The 19,225-nt window shown below is 62.6% G+C and carries 16 protein-coding genes; 4 read left to right on the top strand and 12 right to left on the bottom strand.

What is annotated here, in order from left to right; all coding sequences use genetic code 11:
- Positions 1-95: 95 nt before the first annotated feature.
- Complete coding sequence (locus Q7U29_RS19450) at positions 96-920, bottom strand: alpha/beta hydrolase (RefSeq protein ID WP_304744028.1); 825 nt, start codon at positions 918-920, stop codon at positions 96-98.
- Positions 921-923: 3 nt separating this feature from the next.
- Positions 924-1,418 carry a MarR family winged helix-turn-helix transcriptional regulator gene (locus tag Q7U29_RS19445; protein ID WP_304744027.1) on the bottom strand — a complete coding sequence of 165 codons (495 nt, stop codon included), beginning with the start codon at positions 1,416-1,418 and terminating at the stop codon, positions 924-926.
- A gap of 245 nt (positions 1,419-1,663) precedes the next feature.
- Between Q7U29_RS19445 and Q7U29_RS19440 the strand changes: the two genes are divergently transcribed.
- A complete protein-coding gene (locus Q7U29_RS19440; RefSeq protein WP_304744026.1) occupies positions 1,664-2,839 on the top strand; it encodes an ABC transporter substrate-binding protein in 1,176 nt (391 codons plus the stop codon).
- 39 nt (positions 2,840-2,878) lie between these two features.
- Positions 2,879-3,334, top strand: coding sequence for a cupin domain-containing protein (locus Q7U29_RS19435; RefSeq protein WP_304744024.1), 456 nt, complete (start codon positions 2,879-2,881; stop codon positions 3,332-3,334).
- Positions 3,335-3,464: 130 nt separating this feature from the next.
- Here Q7U29_RS19435 and Q7U29_RS19430 read toward each other — a convergent pair whose 3' ends face one another.
- The 5 genes from Q7U29_RS19430 to Q7U29_RS19410 form a co-directional block, all read right to left on the bottom strand.
- Positions 3,465-4,715, bottom strand: coding sequence for a flavin-dependent oxidoreductase (locus Q7U29_RS19430; RefSeq protein WP_304744023.1), 1,251 nt, complete (start codon positions 4,713-4,715; stop codon positions 3,465-3,467).
- A 58-nt stretch (positions 4,716-4,773) separates the two neighbouring features.
- Positions 4,774-7,122, bottom strand: a complete 2,349-nt coding sequence (locus tag Q7U29_RS19425) for a bifunctional salicylyl-CoA 5-hydroxylase/oxidoreductase (RefSeq protein WP_304744021.1) — start codon at positions 7,120-7,122, stop codon at positions 4,774-4,776.
- 12 nt (positions 7,123-7,134) lie between these two features.
- Positions 7,135-7,971 carry an enoyl-CoA hydratase family protein gene (locus Q7U29_RS19420; RefSeq protein ID WP_304744020.1) on the bottom strand — a complete coding sequence of 279 codons (837 nt, stop codon included), beginning with the start codon at positions 7,969-7,971 and terminating at the stop codon, positions 7,135-7,137.
- Between the two features lie 204 nt (positions 7,972-8,175).
- Entirely contained in the window at positions 8,176-8,937 is a 762-nt protein-coding gene (locus Q7U29_RS19415) for an SDR family NAD(P)-dependent oxidoreductase (RefSeq protein WP_304744018.1), read from the bottom strand.
- A gap of 318 nt (positions 8,938-9,255) precedes the next feature.
- Positions 9,256-10,029: a ferredoxin--NADP reductase gene (locus tag Q7U29_RS19410; RefSeq protein ID WP_304744016.1), complete on the bottom strand. Its 774-nt coding sequence runs from the start codon at positions 10,027-10,029 to the stop codon at positions 9,256-9,258.
- A 158-nt stretch (positions 10,030-10,187) separates the two neighbouring features.
- On the opposite strand from Q7U29_RS19410, the gene Q7U29_RS19405 reads away from it, so the two are divergent.
- On the top strand, positions 10,188-11,384 hold the full coding sequence (locus tag Q7U29_RS19405; RefSeq protein WP_304744014.1) for an amidohydrolase family protein: 1,197 nt from the start codon (positions 10,188-10,190) through the stop codon (positions 11,382-11,384).
- Between the two features lie 24 nt (positions 11,385-11,408).
- Here Q7U29_RS19405 and Q7U29_RS19400 read toward each other — a convergent pair whose 3' ends face one another.
- The 3 genes from Q7U29_RS19400 to Q7U29_RS19390 all read right to left on the bottom strand — a co-directional run bounded on the left by Q7U29_RS19400 (position 11,409) and on the right by Q7U29_RS19390 (position 16,918).
- Positions 11,409-13,886 (bottom strand): tetratricopeptide repeat protein, encoded by a 2,478-nt coding sequence (locus Q7U29_RS19400; protein ID WP_370691789.1) that lies wholly within the window; start codon positions 13,884-13,886, stop codon positions 11,409-11,411.
- 201 nt (positions 13,887-14,087) lie between these two features.
- Positions 14,088-16,544 carry an arylsulfatase gene (locus Q7U29_RS19395; RefSeq protein ID WP_304744013.1) on the bottom strand — a complete coding sequence of 819 codons (2,457 nt, stop codon included), beginning with the start codon at positions 16,542-16,544 and terminating at the stop codon, positions 14,088-14,090.
- 134 nt (positions 16,545-16,678) lie between these two features.
- Positions 16,679-16,918: a hypothetical protein gene (locus tag Q7U29_RS19390; protein WP_370691788.1), complete on the bottom strand. Its 240-nt coding sequence runs from the start codon at positions 16,916-16,918 to the stop codon at positions 16,679-16,681.
- 175 nt (positions 16,919-17,093) lie between these two features.
- Here Q7U29_RS19390 and Q7U29_RS19385 point away from each other — a divergent pair, with 175 nt between their 5' ends.
- Positions 17,094-18,137, top strand: a complete 1,044-nt coding sequence (locus Q7U29_RS19385; RefSeq protein WP_370691790.1) for a transporter — start codon at positions 17,094-17,096, stop codon at positions 18,135-18,137.
- 261 nt (positions 18,138-18,398) lie between these two features.
- Here Q7U29_RS19385 and Q7U29_RS19380 read toward each other — a convergent pair whose 3' ends face one another.
- Together Q7U29_RS19380 and Q7U29_RS19375 are read right to left on the bottom strand one after the other, a co-directional pair.
- The gene (locus Q7U29_RS19380) at positions 18,399-18,863 is read right to left on the bottom strand and encodes a TspO/MBR family protein (protein WP_304744009.1); all 465 of its coding nucleotides are present in this window, start codon (positions 18,861-18,863) and stop codon (positions 18,399-18,401) included.
- Positions 18,864-19,006: 143 nt separating this feature from the next.
- A partial coding sequence (locus Q7U29_RS19375) for a hypothetical protein (protein ID WP_304744007.1) occupies positions 19,007-19,225 on the bottom strand: 219 nt, incomplete at its 5' end.

The following is a 19,225-nucleotide window of genomic DNA, read 5'->3' as shown; positions in this document are numbered from 1 at the left end:
CCAATATCCAGGCCGTCCGGCAGCGGACCATTCCAAAACATTTTATACTTAAAGTAATTTGGCGCAAGAGCCCGGATCGGGGCCGTGCCGTACTTTTAAACCTGGCGTCCCGCCAGTTGCTTCAGCCGCGATACCATCGGCGAAGCCGGATCGGCGAGCGGGGCGATGGCGGTAAAATGATTGGCGGCGGCAACCACGCCGAACCGTGTGGTGACGCCGGCGGCGCGCCAGACCTCGACGATGTCTCGGCTTTGCCGGAAATACTCGGCACTTTCATTCTCGCCCACCACCGCATCGAGACTCTTTCCCGCGGGCGGATTCCAGAACAGCGGACTTGCGGCCGTGGCGGCAGCGGCATCGAGATTCAAGGCGCGGTTGATCGAGGTCTCGACCAGCGGCCCGAGATCGAACAGACCCGAAATGGAATAGGCCGACATCACGAAATCTCGCGGCAACGAAGCATCCATGGCCGTCCAGTCGGTGGCCAGCATGCAGGCCGCGAGGTGCCCGCCGGCGGAATGGCCGCTGACGACGAGGGGCTGCCCCAGCCGCGCCAGTTCACGGCAGGCCTCCCGCATCTCCCCGATGATGTCGTCGATGCTGACATCGGGGCAAAGATCATAGCCTGGAATGGCGACGCCGATGCCATGGGCATTCAGCCCGCCGGCGAGATGACTGAAAAACGAAATGTCCAGGGCCTGCCAATAGCCGCCATGCATGAAGACGACGATCGGCCCATCATCGCTGCCGGGAAAGTAATCGATCACGTTGCGCGCGCCGGACCCGTAGCGGACAAGGCGCGGCACATGCCGCTCGCGATAGGCCGCCGCGTCTCTCGCCCAGCCCGCGATCAAGGCAGGGTTTTCCGGAACCCGCGCCCGGTTGTTGTACTCGACTTCATTGTCGACCGGCGCGCTCATGGCCTACCGCGCCCGTTTTTGCGCGGACTTCTGCGCCGAGCCCTTGGTCTTGGCCAGCAGCCGCATCAACTCGCGGACGTCCTTCGGCGAAAGGTCCGAAAATATATCGGCGATCCAGGTCTGGTGCTCCGCCGCCATCCGGCGAAACTCGGCACGGCCGGCCTTGGTCAATCGGATCACCTGGACGCGCCTGTCGGTGTCGGAGGTGCGCCGGTCCAGATGACCGGATTCAACCAGCCGCTCGACCAGCCCGGTGACGTTGCCGTTGGAGACCATCATCCGCTTCGAGACATCGGACAGCGTCATGCCCTCAGGGACCTTGTCGAGCTGGGCCATCAGATCGAAGCGCGGCAAGGTGACATCGAACCGCTCGCGCAGCCGGCCGCGCACCTCGCCCTCGATCAGGGTCGTGCAGGTCAAGAGCCGCAACCACAACCTGAGTTCGTCGCCGTGATCTTCCGGGAGTTCGACCGCCTTGGTCTCGGAATCAAGGATCATGATGTGATCTTGTCTCTATCTGCCTGCCCGGCATCTGCCTGCCCGGTGCCGCTCGCCGGAAGCGAACGGCCGCGGCGCCGGCGGCAATTGTTGCATTTCTTTAGGCTTCAAGCAATTGGCGTGCGGTTTGCATGGTTTGCCGTGATGGCTTGAACCTGTCGCAACCATGCTTGCGGCAATGGCCACCATCGGAATAGGTTTGAGCCTTGAGCCCGGATTTGGGTCGGCGTAACGGAGAGACAACCATGAAGCAGCAGTTGAAGTTGGCCGTAACGGCGGCTCTCCTGAGCGTCGCCACCGGGCCTGCGATCGCCCAGGAAAAACTCAAAATCGGCGTGATCGTCACATTGTCGGGTCCGGCGGCGGCGCTCGGCGCGCAGGTCCGCGACGGTTTTGCGCTCGCGGTCAAGGATCTCGGCGGCAAGATGGCCGGTCGCGATGTCGAGGTCGTGGCGGTCGACGATGAACTCAAACCGGACGGCGCCGTCACCAAGGTGAAGGGCCTGCTCGAACGCGACAAGGTCGACTTCGTGGTGGGGCCGATTTTCTCCAATATCCTGCAGGCCATCCACAAGCCGGTGACGGATACCAAGACGTTCCTGATCAGCCCGAACGCCGGCCCTTCCAGCTACGCCGGCAAGAACTGCAGCCCGTTCTTCTACGCCACATCGTATCAGAACGACCAGGTGCACGAGGTTCTCGGCAAGGTCGCCCAGGATCGCGGCTACAAGCGCGTCTATGTCATGGTGCCGAATTATCAGGCCGGCAAGGATTCCGTCGCCGGATTCAAGCTCGCCTACAAGGGAGAAATCATCGAGGAGTCCTACATGCCGCTCGGCACCCTCGATTTCCAGGTCGAGCTCTCCAAGATTGCATCGCTGAAGCCCGACGCCGTGTTCACCTTCATGCCCGGCGGCATGGGCGTGACATTGGTGAAGCAGTACAGCCAAGCCGGCCTGGCCAACAAGATTCCGGTTCTCTCGGCATTTACTGTCGACGAATCCACCCTGCCGGCGCAACAGGATGCTGCCGTCGGCATGTACGCCGGTTCGAACTGGGCGCCCAATATGGACAATCCGCAGAACAGGAAATTCGTCGCCGGCTATGAAGCCGCCTACAACATCGTGCCCGGCACCTACGCCATGCAGGGTTACGATACAGCCGTGCTGATCGACAGCGCCGTCAGGGCGGTCAAGGGCGACCTTTCCAACAAGGAAGCGGTCTCGGCAGCGTTGAGGAAGGCCGACTTCACCTCGCTGCGCGGCGCCTTCAAGTTCAATGGCAACGGCTATCCGATCCAGAATTTCTACCTGACCAGGGTGGCCAAGCGGCCGGACGGAAAATTCCAGACCGAAATCTCCGAGAAGGTGTTCGAAAACTATGGCGACCGCTACGCCAAGGATTGCGCGCCGGGTAAATAAGCGCTCCAACGCAATAATGATTTGGGAGGAAACAAGGCGATGACAAGCGAGATCACCGGCATTATCCGGGCCAACGAGGGCATGCAGGGAATTTCCTGGAATATTCTCGGCCAGACCTATGTACCGAAGAACCGCACCGAACATTGCTTCTCGTGGCACGCGACGCTGCCGCCGGGCACTTTCGTGCCGCCGCATATCCATCCGGACCAGGACGAATATCTGTACATGCTGGAAGGCAAGCTCGATTTCATGCTGGGCGGCGCCGAGGCCCAGGCCAGCGCGGGCGACCTGATCCGCCTCGGCATGGGCGTTCCCCACGGCATCTTCAACAAGTCAGATCAAACCGCGAAGGTGCTGTTCTGGGTATCGCCGACGAAAAAATTGTTCGATCTGTTCTGGGGGCTCCACAACATGAAGGAGCAGAAGCCCGAAGACGTCGTGGCGATGGCCGCCGAATACAACATCCACTTCCTGCCACCGCCTCCGGGCGCGTGATTGACCTCATCCTGAGGAGCGGCCACTTGGCCGCGTCTCGAAGGATGAGAGGGACCGGTGCTCGCGACCCATCCTTCGAGACGCCGCGCAAGAGCGCGGCTCCTCAGGATGAGGCCGTGCGTGCTGCCGCCTACGCCCGCACCGCCGCGAGGCCCGGCACCGCCGCAAATCCTGCCTTGCTGGCGTAGCCGCGCACGATCGCCTCGCGCTGTGAGTAGCTCAGCACCTTTTCGATGTCGTCAAAACCATCGGGCGCCAGCTGCTCGACCGCATCGATCACGCCTTCCGGTCCGCCGCGGCGGTTGGCGCGCACGATGTCAGCCGTCATCGGCAATCGCTTCTGCTCGTAGGCCATCAGCGCCTGGCGCGGATGCTCCGAGCGGGCCAGCGCGTCGGCGAGGCAGCGCGCGTCGAGAATGGCCTGCGAGGCGCCGTTCGATCCCACCGGATACATCGGGTGCGCGGCGTCGCCGAGCAACGTAACGCGTCCGCTGGACCAATAGGGCAGCGGGTCGCGATCACAGCATGGATATTCGTAGAATTCCGATGTCGCCGCGATCAGGTTCGGTACAGCGACATGCGGCACCGAGAACCGCGCGACATGCGGCATCAGTTCCTCGCGTCTGCCGGGCCGCGACCAGTCTTCGCGGCGGGGCGGCGGAGCATTGCCTTCGCCAACCTTCACCAGCACCGCCCAGTTGGTCAGCCGGCTCGCCGGGCTGGATCCCTCCGCGATCGGATAGACCACGACCTTGGCGTTGAGGCCGCCAGCGACGATCATCGACCGGCCGTCCAGAAACGCCGGCCAGTCACGCGCGCCGCGCCACAGCATCAGGCCGTTCCAGCACGGCGGCCCTTCATTCGGGAACAGGGTTTCGCGTACCCTTGAATGAATGCCGTCGGCACCGACCAGAATATCGCCGCGCTCGGTCCTGGTATGCGCGCCGGTGCGATCGAAGAAATACGCGGTCACGCCGCCTTCGTCCTGGGTGAAGGCGCCTAGCCGGCAGCCGGTGTGAATGGCGTCATGGCCGAGCCGCTCCTCGACGGCGCGATGTATCACGCTCTGCAGCCGGCCGCGGTGAATCGAGAATTGCGGGACATCATGCCCGGCGTCGATGCCGCGGGATTCGCGCCAGACTTCCTGGCCATGGCGGTTGAGATAATAGAGATCGTGGGTGCGGATCGCGACGTCATCGAGCGCCTGCAACAGGCCGAGCCCCGCCAGCTCGCGGATCGCGTGCGGCAGGGTGTTGATGCCAACGCCGAGTTCCCGGATGCTGTCGGATTGCTCGAACAGCTCACAGCCGATGCCGCGGGCCCGCAACATCAGGGCTGTGGTAAGGCCGCCAATACCGCCGCCGACGATAATTGCCTTCATCACCCTACTCCACTGAACCCGAAACGCGATGCGAAGGCCCTGAGCCTCGCACGCAGGGTTACTCGGCCGCAAGCGGCTTTGTCGCCTCCGCCTTCAGCTCCGCCCGGGTCTTCGGCTTAGCCTTAATTTTCAGATCGTCGAAATCCTGCCTGTCGCGCACGCTGTTGCGGAAAATCTGCTCCTTGCCGGGCAGATATTGCGGCGGGCAGGCAATCTCCGCGCCATACCAGGCCGCCGCCTTCAGCGTAAACGACGGATCCGTCAGATGCGGGCGCCCGAGGGCCACCAGATCAGCGCGGCCGGCGGCCAGAATGGTATTGACCTGGTCCGGCGTCGTGATGTTGCCGACGCACATGGTGGCGACGCGGGCTTCGTTGCGGACCTGCTCGGAGAACGGCGTCTGGAACATGCGGCCATAGATCGGCTGGGCGTCGCGCACGGTCTGTCCGGTGGAGACGTCGATCAGGTCGACGCCGGCTTGCGCAAAGGCGCGCGCGATCTCGACGGCGTCGTCGCCGGTGACGCCGCCTTCCGCCCAGTCGGTGGCGGAGATGCGCACCGACATCGGCTTGTGGGCCGGCCACGCCGCCCGCAGCGCCTCGAACACTTCGAGCGGAAAGCGCAAGCGATTTTGCAACGAGCCGCCATAGGCGTCGGTGCGCTGGTTGGTCAGAGGCGAGATGAAACTCGCCAGGAGATAACCGTGGGCGCAGTGCAGCTCCAGCATGTCGAAACCGCAAGCTTCGCCGCGTTCGGCCGCATGGACGAAGTCAGCCTTCACCTTATCCATCGTCGCGCGATCCATCTCGCGCGGCACCTGACTGTCCGGAAAATACGGCAGCGGCGACGCCGACACGACGTCCCAGCCGCCCTGCTCCAGCGGCCGGTCCATACCGTCCCACATCAGTCTGGTGGCGCCCTTGCGGCCGGCATGACCGAGCTGCAGCGCAATCTTCGCCGCTGAATTGGCATGGACGAAATCGACGATGCGCCGCCACGCGGCCTCCTGCTCGTCGTTCCACAAGCCGGCGCAACCGGGGGTAATGCGGGCATCACGGGAAACGCAGGTCATTTCAGTAAATATCAGCCCGGCGCCGCCGATCGCGCGTGAGCCGTAATGCACCAGATGAAAATCGCCGGGCACGCCCTCTTTGGCCGAATACATGCACATCGGCGACACCACCGCGCGGTTGCCGATCTCCATTTCGCGCAGCCGCAGCGGCTGGAACATCGGCGTTGCCGGCTTGACGATATCGACATCGAAACCCCTGGCGCGGACCTGTCTTGCGAACGCCTTGTCGACCTCGGCGACAAAATCGGGCGCGCGTAACGTGAGATTGTCGTAGGTGATCGCCTTGGCACGCGTCATGACGCCGAAGGCGAACTGCACCGGGTCAAAATCCCAGAAGCGATCGACGTGTTCGAACCAGACCAGCGACACGTCGGCGGCATGCTGGGTCTTCTCGACTTCCTCGCGGCGGCCGGTTTCGTAACCCTGCAGCGCGGCCTCGACCGTCGGCGCGCAATGCATGGCGTCCGCCAGCGCAATGGCGTCTTCCATCGCCAGCTTGGTGCCGGAGCCGATCGAGAAATGCGCGGTAGCCTTGGCATCTCCGAGCAGCACCATGTTGTCCCTGACCCAGCGCTTGCTGCGGATCATCGGAAAATTGCGCCACATCGAGCGATTGATCAGCAGCGGATGTCCTTCGAGGAACCAGCCGAAAATCTCCGCCATCCGGTCGGCGGATTGCTGTTCGCCCAGGCCCTCGAGCCCGGCGCGCTTGAACGTCACGGGATCGGTCTCGAAGATCCAGGTCGAGCGTCCCGCTTCATACTGGTAGGCGTGGGCGATGAACGGGCCCCACTCGGTCTCCTGAAAGATGAATGTGAAGGCGTCGAGCGGCCGGGTCGAGCCCATCCAGGCGAACTTGTTGGAGCGCAGATCCACCTCGGGCTGGAAGTGCTCGATGTATTTTTCGCGGAACCGGCTGTTGATGCCGTCGGCCACCACTACCAGATCGGCATCGGCGAAGCGGGCTTCATCCTCGACATCGGCCTCGAACAGCAGGACGACGCCAAGTTCGCGCGCCCGCTCCTGCAAAATCAAAAGCAGCGTGCGACGCGAGCAGCCACAAAAGCCGTTGCCGCCGACCCGGTGCACCGTGCCGCGAAAGTGAACGGCGATATCATCCCAATAGGCGAATTGCTCGGTGATGCGGCGATAGCTCGGGGAATCGTATTTTTCGAAATTGTCGAGGGTCGCATCGGAGAACACCACGCCGAAGCCGAAGGTGTCGTCGGCGCGGTTGCGCTCATAAACCGTGATCTCGGCCTCCGGCCGCTGCTTCCTCAGCAGGATCGCCGAGTAGAGGCCGGCCGGTCCGCCACCGATAATCGCGATTTTCATGAGAGCCTCCGCTCAATTCCCCTGGAATGCCGGTTTCACCTTGTTGGAAAACGCCTCGAAGGCTCGCGCGAAATCCGCGGTCGTCATGCACAGCGCCTGCGCCACGGCCTCGGCCTCGATCGCCTCCTCGACCGACATCGCCCATTCCATCGCCAGCATGCGCTTGGTCATGGTGTTGGCGAAGGTCGGGCCCTCGGTGATCTGCTTTGCCAGCAGCTGTGCCTGCGACAACACCTCCGGCGGCGCGACGACGCGGCTGAAGAAGCCCCAGCGCTCGCCCTCCTCCGCGGTCATGAAGCGGCCGGTATAGAGCAGCTCCGAGGCGCGCGATTGCCCGATGATGCGCGGCAGGATCGCGCAGGCGCCCATGTCGCAACCGGCCAGCCCGACCTTGTTGAACAGGAAGGCGACCTTGGCGCCGGTGGCGGCCAGACGCAGGTCGGACGCCATCGCGACGATGGCACCCGCTCCGGCGCAGATGCCCTCGACCGCCGCAATGACCGGCTGCGGACAGGCCCGCATCGCCTTGACCAGATCGCCGGTCATGCGGGTGAAGGCGGTGAGGCCCTTGGTATCCATCTTGACCAGCGGGCCGATGATCTCGAACACGTCGCCGCCTGAGGAAAAATTGCCGCCGGCCCCGGATACCACGATGGTCTTGACGTCGTCGTCCATCGCGCAGGCCCGGAAAAAATCCGTCAGCTCGCGGTAGCTCTCGAAGGTCAGCGGGTTTTTTCGCTCGGGACGGTTCAGCGTCACCGTGGCGACGCCGTCGACGACTGCGAGCAGGAAGTGTTTGGGCGAATAATCCGATAGCGGCAGCGTGACAGGATTGGCGGGGCGGTTCATGGGGTTTCCCTTATGCTTATTGTCGTCATTGCTCTCTATCGTCGTCATTGCGAGGAGCACTCTTGTCCGCCGAAGCCCGCCTTCGGGCGAAGGCGGATGCGACGAAGCAATCCATCTTTCTGGCAGTCAGGAAGCAAGATGGATTGCTTCGCGGAGCCTGTCATCGGGCGCGCGTTCGCGCGACCCGTTGGCTCGCAGTGACTGCTAAATCTCACCACCGGCCACTGCGATGGCTTGTCCGGTGATCGCGCTGGCACCCTCGCCGCACAACCAGAGCACGGTGTTGGCGACCTCCACTGGCGTCACCAGCCGCCCCTGCGGATTGTGCTTCGAAAGCTCTGATATCGCCTGTTCGCGGCTGCGGCCGGTCTTTTTCATGATGGTGTCGATGCTGCCGGCCACGAGATCGGTATCGGTGAAGCCGGGACACACCGCATTGACGGTCACCCGCGTGCTGGCCAGTTCCAGCGCCAGCGAGCGCACCAGCCCGACCACCGCGTGCTTTGCCGCGCAGTAGGCGCTGACATAGGCATAGCCCTTGAGGCCGGCGGTCGATGCCACGGCGACGATCCGGCCGTAAGGCTGGCCCTTCATCGACGGCAATGCGGCCTGGATGGTGTGGACCACGCCCATGAAGTTGATATCGATCATCCGCCGAAACAGCGCCGCATCGGATTTGCCGAACGGCGCGGATTCCGCGCTGCCGGCATTGGCGATCAGGATATCGATCGGCTGCCGGCTTGCTGCTTTCGCAATGGCGGCGCTGACGGTGGCCTGGTTCGCGACGTCGGCCACCTCGGCGAAATGCGCGTCGCCGGCGGTGATGGCTTCATCCAGTGTGGCGCGGTTGCGGCCGAGCACGGTGACTGTCGCCCCTGCCCGCGCCAGCGCTGATGCGATCTCGCGGCCGATGCCGCGTCCGCCACCGGTGACGAGCGCATGCGGGGAATGCGGCAATCCGGACATCAGCGGTCTCCCCGAGTGAACTGTTCGACGTGCCCCTTCGGATATATTTTAAACTTCAAGCTTTTGCAAGAAACCCGGCTGGCCCTGCGACGATGCAATCCAGCTTTCGTGAGACAGCAAAGGAAGAATGGATTGCTTCGCGGAGCCTGTCATCGGGCGCGCGTTCGCGCGACCCGTTGGCTCGCAATGACGGCTGATGGGCCTGGACAAAAATTGCGAAAACAACCCCATGCAAAGAATGGCTAGACTGACGGCACTGGTCCCGCCACAAGATATGGTATGCCGAGCTCGTGCAAACGGGGCGAGATAGGGAAGCCGTTATCGCTCCGCGAATGCCTTCTCGACCACGAACTGGCCGGGCTCGCCGTGATTGCCTTCGGCAAAGCCTTTGGCCGCCAGAAGTTCGCGGGTGTCGTGCACCAGCGCCGGGCTGCCGCAGATCATGATGCGGTCATGTGCGGACTCCAGCGCGGCGAGGCCGATGTCGCTGAACAGCTTGCCTGAGGTGATCAGGTCGGTGATCCGGCCGCGGTTGCGGAACGGGTCGCGGGTTACGGTCGGATAATAGATCAGCTGGTTGCGGACCAGTTCGCCGATCAGCTCATCCTTCGGCAGGTGTTCGGTGATCATCTCGCCATAGGCGAGTTCGGCGACGCGGCGGCAGCCGTGCAGCAGCACCACCTTCTCGAACCGCTCGTAGGTCTCGGGATCCTTGATCACGCTGAGGAACGGCGCCAGCCCGGTGCCGGTGCCGATCAGGTAGAGATTGCGGCCGTCCTCGAGGTTGTCGATGACCAGCGTGCCGGTGGCCTTGCGGCTGACGATGATCTCGTCACCCGTCTTCAGATGCTGAAGCCGCGAGGTCAGCGGCCCGTCCGGTACCTTGATCGAGAAGAATTCCAGCCGGTCCTCGTAATTGGCGCTGGCGACGCTGTAGGCGCGCAGCAGCGGCTTCTCGCCGACCTTGAGCCCGATCATGGTGAACTCGCCGTTGCGGAAACGGAACGAGGGATCGCGGGTGGTGGTGAAGGAGAACAGCGTGTCGGTCCAGTGATGGACGCTGAGGACGCTTTCCTGATTGAAGTTGCTCATCTTGCCGATCCCGCGCTGGAGGGCCGATTGTGCCGCTCAATTCATTTGTATACAATCATTCGTATACGAATGAATAATCCGGCTTGATCCCGGCGTCAAGGCGCGGGCAAGATGGCCAAAGCGGCCCCGCGAAGGCATTGAACGAAAAAGGAAAAACCATGGCTCACGACGCCCCCCAGGCCGCCGGCCCGACCAAACTGGTGATCCGCAACATCGGCCTGCTGCTCTCGGGCGCGCTGGAAAAGCCGATCCTGGATGCCGACACCATCGTCGCGGTGAACGGGAAAATCACCGCCATCGGCAAGGCCAAGGACGTCGACACCGCCGGCGCCACCACCATTGTCGACGCCATGGGCACCACGGTCGCGCCCGGCCTGATCGACAGCCATGTGCATCCCGTCGCCGGCGACTGGACCCCGCGGCAGAACCAGATCGGCTGGATCGACAGTTTTCTGCATGGCGGCGTCACCACCATGATTTCGGCGGGCGAAGTCCACATGCCCGGCCGCCCGCGCGACGTGGTCGGCCTCAAGGCGATGGCGATTTTCGCGCAGCGCTCGTTCTGGACGCTGCGGCCCGGCGGCGTGAAGGTGCATGCCGGCGCACCTGTCATCGAATGCGAGATGGTGGAGGAAGACTTCAAGGAGCTGGCGGCGGCCGGCGTCAAGCTATTAGGCGAAGTCGGCCTCGGCGGCGTCAAGGACGGCCCGACCGCGAAAAAGATGGTGGGTTGGGCGCGCAAATACGGCATCCAGAGCACCATACACACCGGCGGCCCGTCGATCCCCGGCTCCGGCCTGATCGGCGCCGACGTGGTGCTGGAGGCCGACACCGACGTGATCGGCCACATCAATGGCGGCCACACCGCTTTGCCCGATAACGAGATCCGCTGCATCTGCGAGGGCTGCAAGCGCGGCCTCGAGCTGGTGCACAACGGCAACGAGCGCTCGGCGCTCTACACGATGCGGATCGCGCGCGAGATGGGCGATCTCAACCGCGTCATCCTCGGCACGGATTCGCCGGCCGGCTCCGGCGTGAAGCCGCTCGGCATTTTGCGCATGGTGTCGATGCTGTCCTCGCTCGGCGACGTGCCCGCCGAACTGGCGTTCTGCTTTGCCACCGGCAACACCGCGCGGATGCGCGAACTCGACTGCGGCCTGATCGAGGTCGGCCGGTCGGCCGACTTCGTCATCATGGACAAGGCGCAGCATTCGCCGGGCAAGACCATCCTCGACAGCGTGCAGCTCGGCGACCTCCCCGGCATCGGCATGACCATCATCGACGGCATCGTGCGCACGACGCGGAGCCGCAACACGCCGCCGGCGACCAGGGTGCCGGAGATCGTGGGACATTGAGCGGTCTGAGGCGTTGGCCCCAAGTTATTGGACCGGAGACTTAACTGCTTGCCGAAGCTCATGGATGAGCGCGGTTAGGCCAGGGTCGTCCAGCGCGATGACCGCGAGTTGTTCCGCATAGCGGAGCGCGGCCGTTGCATCACCCGCCATCCGGCTGAATGAGACGAGCGCCTCCAGAATCTCGCGATCGCCGGGATGTCTTTTCAGCGTATCCTTCAGCATGGTCATGGCTTCGTCGCGACCGCCGCTGGAATGCAGCGCGACGGCGTAAACGTAGGCGTAGCGCTGATGATCCGGCTCCAGCTCCGCTGCCTTGCGCAACTCGGCAAGCGCATCGTCGGACCGCTTCAGTCTGGTCAGTGTCAAGCCTAGCGCATGATGTGTAGCGGCCTCGCGCGGTGAAGCCACGAGCGCCGAGCGAAGAACGGTCTCACCTTCGCTGTCCCGGCCGAGTTGCCGGTAGAGGTCAGCCAGATTGATGGCCGCCGTCGCATATTGCGGACTGAGCCGTAGCGCGGCCCTGTATTCCGTCTCGGCGTCGACAGCCAGGCCGCGTTGCGCGAGGAAATTGCCTAGCGCCGTGCGCGCTTCCGGGCGCTCGGCGCTGGCACGTTGCGCTGCGATGAATTCCGCCGCTGCCAGTTCGAAGCGCGCGCGATCTGGCGGGGACTGGCTTGCGGTCGGAACGGCAGCAAGCAGCGAAGCCGCCCTGATACGCACGCCGCGCACCGGATCGGACAAGAGCGGGGATACCCAGGGCCAGACCTGAACGGCAGGAACGTTCTGCAGCATATCGAGAGCGCCGATCCGAACCATCGGATCGGGGTCGGCGAGCCCCGCTCTTGCGGCCCCGACATTCGCGGCCGACACGCGAGGGGCGAGCTCGTTGAGCGCACTCGCCCGCGCAACGCCAGGGGTGCCTCCATCCACGGCCAACGCCGCGAGGAGCGCGGCGGCGTTGACCCGATCGGTGCGCGCCGCGTGGAATACAGCCCCATAGGTCTGAAAACCCTTGCGGTTGGGGCCGAACCATTCCTCCACGGCAGCAGCAGCCCATTGCGCCGGCCTGTCGCGGTGGCAATCGTTGCAGGCATTCGGCGTGCCCAGCTTGACCGATAGATCGGGCCTTGGGACCCGGAAGGTATGATCGTGGCGGGGGTCGACCACCATGTAGGTGCGGGTCTGCATGTGGCACGAAACGCACGTCGGCGGCGGGTTCACGCCGGCGTGGTGGCGGTGCTTCACGTCGGCAAATTTTTCGGGCGCATGGCATTGCAGGCAGACGCCCTCGCCGGGGCTGCGAAGCCGGGCGCTGTGCGGCTCGTGGCAGTCGCTGCAGGTGACGCCGGCGGAAAACATCCTGCCCTGCTTGAACGGCGTGTAGTTATAGGGTTCCTCCACATCGCGGATCTGGCCATCGGGATGATAGGTGGTGCGCGCGAGCGCCTCGACCGCATGGGTCTGCGACAGCCATTGGCCCGGCTTCCAGTCCTCATGCAAGCCGGCGCGGCGCGCGTGACACAGCCCGCAGGTCTCGACCTCCTTGCGCAGCGTGGCCGGCGCAACCGACCGGCGTGCCGTTCCGGTCTGGGGATCCATTGGCCATGTAACGCCATGGCGCTCGTCAAATCGGACCAGCAACCCCTTGCTCGAATCCTCGCGCTTGCCGAACGGCCACCAACTCTGCTGCTTGCGCGCCCACGAGGCGTGGCGCGAGCCCTGCCCGTGGCAGGCTTCGCAACCGACGCTGATTTCGGCCCATGTCGTGGCGAAGCGATCCGTCCTGGCATCGTAATTCTTGCGCAAGCCCGTGGAGTGGCATTCCGCGCACATGAAATTCCAGTTCTGGTTCAGCCTGGTCCAGTGCAGGATATCGTCGTGTTTGATCGCCTCATTGGGGGAGAGATGAAACCAGCGCTGTCCTCCTTTGTCGTTCGGCCGGCTGTCCCAAGCGACCGGCAGCGCCTGAATGCGCCCGTCGGGGAATTCAACGAGATATTGCTGCAGCGGATCGATGCCGAAGGTGTACTTCGCTTCAAAGACGGCAAGCTTGCCGTCGGGGCCGTCAGTCTCGACCAGGAATTTCCCTCCCTCGCGAAAGAAGCGGGAACGCACGCCATAATGCTCCACGCTGGCATCGTTGAAATTGCCAAGCACGGTCTTGTCGGTGGCATGCTGCATCGCGGCTTTATGCTGCGAGGCATTCCAGAGCTTGGCCTCCGCCTGATGGCAGCCGGCGCAGGTCTCGCTTCCGACGAAGGTTGCAGCGGCAATGGCGGCTGTTTCGGGACGGGTTGGCGACGGTTGGCCATTGAACCACGATTGCCATAACAGGCCGCCGGCGAACACCGCCGTGGCAACGGCAGCGACGGCAACCAACATGGCGCGCATTGTGAATGGCTTTGCGACGTCGTCCGCCATCTCCGGTTTTGACACCGTGGAGTTAGGCTCGGAGCGCCTGGACGTTTCTTTGCCTTTGCGAGAACGTCGGGATTTTGCCAAGCGGAAGGGTCCTTGCCGGCATATTCTAGGACAACTACCGGGGCGAGGCTATCCCGGTCGAGGTGGCGCTGGGGGCGCCGCGCGCCTGACTTTGAAAAAGAAAGACCGCCGCCGGGGGACGGCGACGGCCTTCGTCGGATTGCTCCTGGGTGAGAGCGCAAGTATCCCGGGCGATCTCGTTCGATTCAGGTCTACGCGAAGCTAGTTGGCCATCGCCTTCCTGATGATGGCTTCCTTTCGGGCTCTATCGGCCTCTTCAAGGTCAGTTTTCCTGGTGTTGTCTTCCTTCAGGTCGATCGTCACCTTGCTGATCTTTCCCGTAAATTTGAACGGGACCTTGTAGGCTTCGGTGACAGGCGTACCCTCATCCGCGCCGACGTCGGCGCCTTCGTCCGCCGAGAAGATGCCGTATTGCGTTCGCTCGATACGACCGGTAGCGACGTTCTTGCCATTGACAAAGATCGTGCCCACCCCGCCCTTGCCGATCCCACCGCCATCATAGGCAAACTCGAAGCGGACGGTGGTCTTTCCGGCAGGCAGCGCCTGCTTGGCCGTGATCGTGTACCGTTGCAGGCCGAGGAAATTGTAGGTGTAAGTCGGCTTGCCATCCTTCAGGTACAGGCTCCATCCTCCGAACCGACCCGCCTGGGCGAGGATCGCACCGTTGGCGCCACCTTTGGGGATTTCCACATCTGCGGTGATGATGTGCGATCGGTTCTTGATGTTGATGAAGACATTCTCCGACATCCCGATCATTCCCTCGTGGACCGTCAGGGAGGTACGACCGGCCATCAGATCCGGCCGCCCGACCATGGCAGCGTTGGTACGCTCCAGGGTTCGGTCATCGAGAGGCAGCACCGAATTCTTTTCCGCCTCCTTCATGAACAGGTCCTGCATCTCCTTGAGCTTGTCCGGATTCTTCGCGGCGAGATCGTTTACGAGGCTGAAGTCCGTTCGCGTATCGTACAGCTCCCAGATATCCTGTTCGAGCGGCCTGCGCGGCTTGGTTTCCCACGCCGCCCTGTGGATTGTGCCGGCAAGCCAGCCGTCGTTGTAGATGGCGCGGTTGCCGAAGATCTCGAAATATTGCGTCTTGTGGGTGCTGTCCGCCTTCGGATCGGCGAACGAGTAGACCATGCTGGTGCCCTGAATCGGCGTCTGCGGGGTGCCGTTCACGCTCTTTGGCTCGGGCAAGCCTGCCGCCTGCAGGATCGTGGGCACGATGTCGATCACGTGGTGCCACTGCGAACGAACCTCGTTCTTCGCCTTGATGGCCTTCGGCCAGGACACCACCATCCCGTTTCGGGTACCGCCATAGCTGGAGGCCACCTGCTTGGTCCAGGTAAAGGGCGTGTCGCCTGCGACCGCCCATCCGGCCGCGTAATGGCTGTAGGTGTTCGGCCCGCCGAGGTCATCGTAATGCTTGAGCACGTCCTGGACGGTCTCCTGCACACCGTTGAAATACGTCATCTCGTTGAACATGCCGCTCATGCCGCCTTCGGCGCTGGCGCCATTGTCGCCGACGATATAGAAGATCAGCGTGTTATCGAGCTGCCCGGTGGCCTCGATGCCCTTGATGAGGCGACCAATCTCGGTGTCGGTATACTCACCGAAGCCGGCGAAAACCTCCATCTGCCGGGTAAAGAGTTTCTTCTCGTCGGCGCTCAACGAGGCCCAATCCTTGATGGCTTCCGGCTTGGGCGCGAGCTTGGTGCCGGCAGGCACCACGCCCAGCTTGATCTGCCGCGCCAGCGTCTCCTCGCGCAGCTTGTCCCAGCCCTGGTCGAACTTGCCCTTGTACTTCGCGATCCACGGCTTCGGCACGTGATGCGGAGCATGGGTGGCCCCCGGAGCAAAGTACATGAAGAACGGCTTGTCCGGCGTCAGTGATTTCTCGGACTTCATCCACGCGATGGCCTTGTCGGTCATGTCGGTCATGAAGTGGTAGTTCGGGTCCTTCGGCAGCTCGACCTGGTTCATGCCGTCGTAGATCAACGGCGCCCACTGGTTGGTTTCGCCACCCATGAATCCATAAAACTTGTCGAAGCCCTGTCGGGTCGGCCAGCGATCGGTCGGCCCCGAGGGGCTGACTTCCCAGGCCGCGGTTTCGTGGTTCTTGCCGAAATGCGCGGTGCTGTAGCCGTTCAGCCGCAGCATCTCCGCAACGGAGGCGACGCTATTGGGCCGCTGGCCGGTCTGCCCCGGAAACGACGTTCCGGTTTCCGAGATGGAGCCGAAGTTGTTGACGTGATGATTGCGTCCCGACAACAGTGCCGCGCGGGTCGGAGAGCAGAGCGCGGTGGTGTGAAATTGATTGTAGCGCAACCCGCCATTGGCCAGTTGCTCGACGGTCGGCATCTTGATCGGACCACCGAATGCGCCCGACTGGCCGAATCCCATATCGTCGATCAGCACGATGAGAACGTTCGGCGCGGCCGCCGGCGCCTTCACTTCGAACCGCGGTGGCGGCGTCGCATTTCGTGCGTCGAATACGGTGCTGTGCGGGTATTGTGGCTCCGGGATCGGCAGCACCGTTCGATCGGTGGGAACCACGACGCTCGCCGCGGCGGCCGGCTGGGCGTTTGCTGCAATTGGTGAAGCTATCAGCAGTGCCGCGGCAATTGAAACTGCCCGGATCGTCACATCTCGCCGCTTCATGGTGGCCGTCTCCATAAAATAACATTGAGCGCTCTTGAGCTAATCGAAAGCCAAGCGCCGAAGGAAATTGATAACGACATCCGGGGAGCGGTTGGATAAGTCGCTCTGCGCAACGTATCGGAAGAATGGCGCTGTCAGCGCCTGCCGACGCGATTGACCGGACCGCCACGGTTCATCGGTGTTCCGCCGACGCCGACACCGGGCGTCACCACGGCTCGCGCGACTGGCCGCGGGCGCAGCACCACGCCGGGCCTGACGACACAGCCGACGGGGTACGAGACGTACTGGCAATACACCACGGCGCTGGCTCGTTCGGTGCTAGCGGCCATAAACCCGGTTACCAGCAGCGCAGATAGCGCGATCGAGAGCTTCATGATAGTTTATCTCCAGTTCTGGGTGTTAAAATTGTCTCGAAGGGCGACCTGCGTCGTTGATGCAGATCAAAGTGACGGCCGCGGCTTGAGTGAGAGAATATCAATGGAAGTTCGTGTGCGTAGCGAGCTTATGTACTGCAGCGGGCTTGCAAGTTTGGCGCAGAAAGGGCTTGAAATGGCACGGATCAATTGGCGGGTTGCACTCTTGGCAACGGCCGCGACTCTGGCATTCTCACCTGAATCGCGCGCGGACGAAAGCGGTATTTCGTTCTGGCTTCCGGGATTATACGGCAGCCTCGCTGCAACTCCCGCGACGCCGGGTTGGTCGATCGCCGCCATCTACTATCATACCAGCGTGAATGCGTCGGGCGCGGCGGCAGCGTCGCGGGAATTCCAGGTCGGAAGATTTTCGCCGACCGTCAATATCAACCTGAATGTGGCTTTGGGCGGCCAGGCCGATCTGATGTTCATCGCGCCGACCTATACTTTCGCCACGCCGGTGCTTGGCGGCCAGTTGTCGGCGACCCTGGCCAGTGTTTACGGCAGAAACTCCGCGAGCCTCGCGGGCACATTGACGGCGGCTGCGGGGCCGATCGTGACCACGCGGAACGGATTTCTGGAAGACGCGCTCGTCTCCTACGGCGATCTCTATCCGACCTTGAAGCTGAAGTGGAACAACGGCGTTCACAACTACATGGTCTACGGCGCGGGCGACATCCCCGTCGGCGACTACAATCCGAGCAGGCTGGCGAACATCGGTATCGGTCACGGCGCCATCGACTTGGGCGGCGGCTACACCTATTTGAACCCGACGACCGGCACGGAGGTCTCGGGCGTCGGTGGCTTCACCTACAATTTCAAGAATCCAGACACCCAATATCAGAGCGGCATCGACTTCCATTTCGACTGGGGTGTGTCGCAGTTTCTGTCGAAGCAGGTCTTTGTCGGCTTTGTCGGGTACGCCTACCAGCAGATCACCGACGACTTCGGTCAGCCGGCCGCTCTCGGCGGCTTCCGTTCGCGCGTGCTGGGCATCGGACCACAGGTCGGGTATATTTTTCCGATCGGCAGCAACCAGGCGTTTCTAGGCCTGAAGGGCTATGGCGAGTTCGATGCGGCGAACCGGGCGTCCGGCTGGAACACCTGGCTGACGTTCTCGATCTCGGAGGCCGCGCCCGCCAGCACCATAACGCCGACCAGGCATCTGGTGCGCAAATAAGCCCGCGAGATACGAATTCGGAAACCGCAGCTGAGATTTCCGACCGCGCTTCCCCAATTTGAGAAAGTCGATATCGACAATTTTCTGGACGTCGGCGTCCCCACCATGATTTAGGCGGTCAGCCTGCTATTCACTGACATCGTCATGGCCGACATCAACGGCGTTGAGCCTGCTAAAGGGGACAACCCGCACGTCTTGCACTTGGCGATCTTCCGGCCAGCCCCGACCAATTCCCGATCGCGGCTTGGCTACTTTCACACTTCAGTTCAGGTTCACGATCGCAAGATTGAGCAGAGATGCGAAGACAATCCAGGCGGCATAAGGAAGGAATAAGACCGAGGATATCCGGTCGCTTTGCCATTGCCGCACGATAAACGCGACGATCGCAGCGAGCAGCGACACGATGACTGCAAGAGCGACGCCGGGCCAATGCAGGGAAAAAAACGTTGGTGGCCAAAGGAAATTGAGTCCCATTTGGATGACCCACAATCGCATCGCCGTTCCCCGGAAGTCGATACTCCAGGTCCGCCACCCAGCAATCGCTATCATAACGTAGATAACCGTCCAGACCGGCGCAAAGATCCAATTAGGCGGATTGAACCACGGCTTCATCAGGCCGGCATACCAGCTGCCGGGTAGATTTAGATAGCCGATCGTAAAGCCGGTCCCTACGACTAGAACGAGGAAGATGACGAGCCCGATCACTTCGCGGGTGATTTTCTTCACGGCGGCCCCAGTTCAATGCAGTGACAATCATCGGCGACCTTGTCGGTCGAACGTACAGGAATGGAACGTTCCCGAAGGCGCGACAGATCACCGCGGAAGAAATTTCATGTCGATGTGATCCGGCTCGCTTCAGATGACGTTCTCTAGCCGATGTACAATGCGGCCAGGTCCTGCTCCTGCGCTTCGGAGGACATTTCAGCCGCGCCATCGCAATATGAAACGGAGAAAATCTGATGAACTTTGGAATTCGTTCTGCCATCGCCAGCGTTGGGATGGTCACAGCCTTGCTTACCCCTACCTTCGCAAGGGCCGCAGACATCGTTGATACGGCAGTTGCGGCGGGTTCGTTCAATACGCTCGTC

The sequence above is a fragment of the Bradyrhizobium sp. genome, from assembly GCF_030654605.1.
GTDB lineage: Bacteria > Pseudomonadota > Alphaproteobacteria > Rhizobiales > Xanthobacteraceae > Bradyrhizobium.
This window is presented reverse-complemented; position numbering and strand designations above follow the sequence as displayed.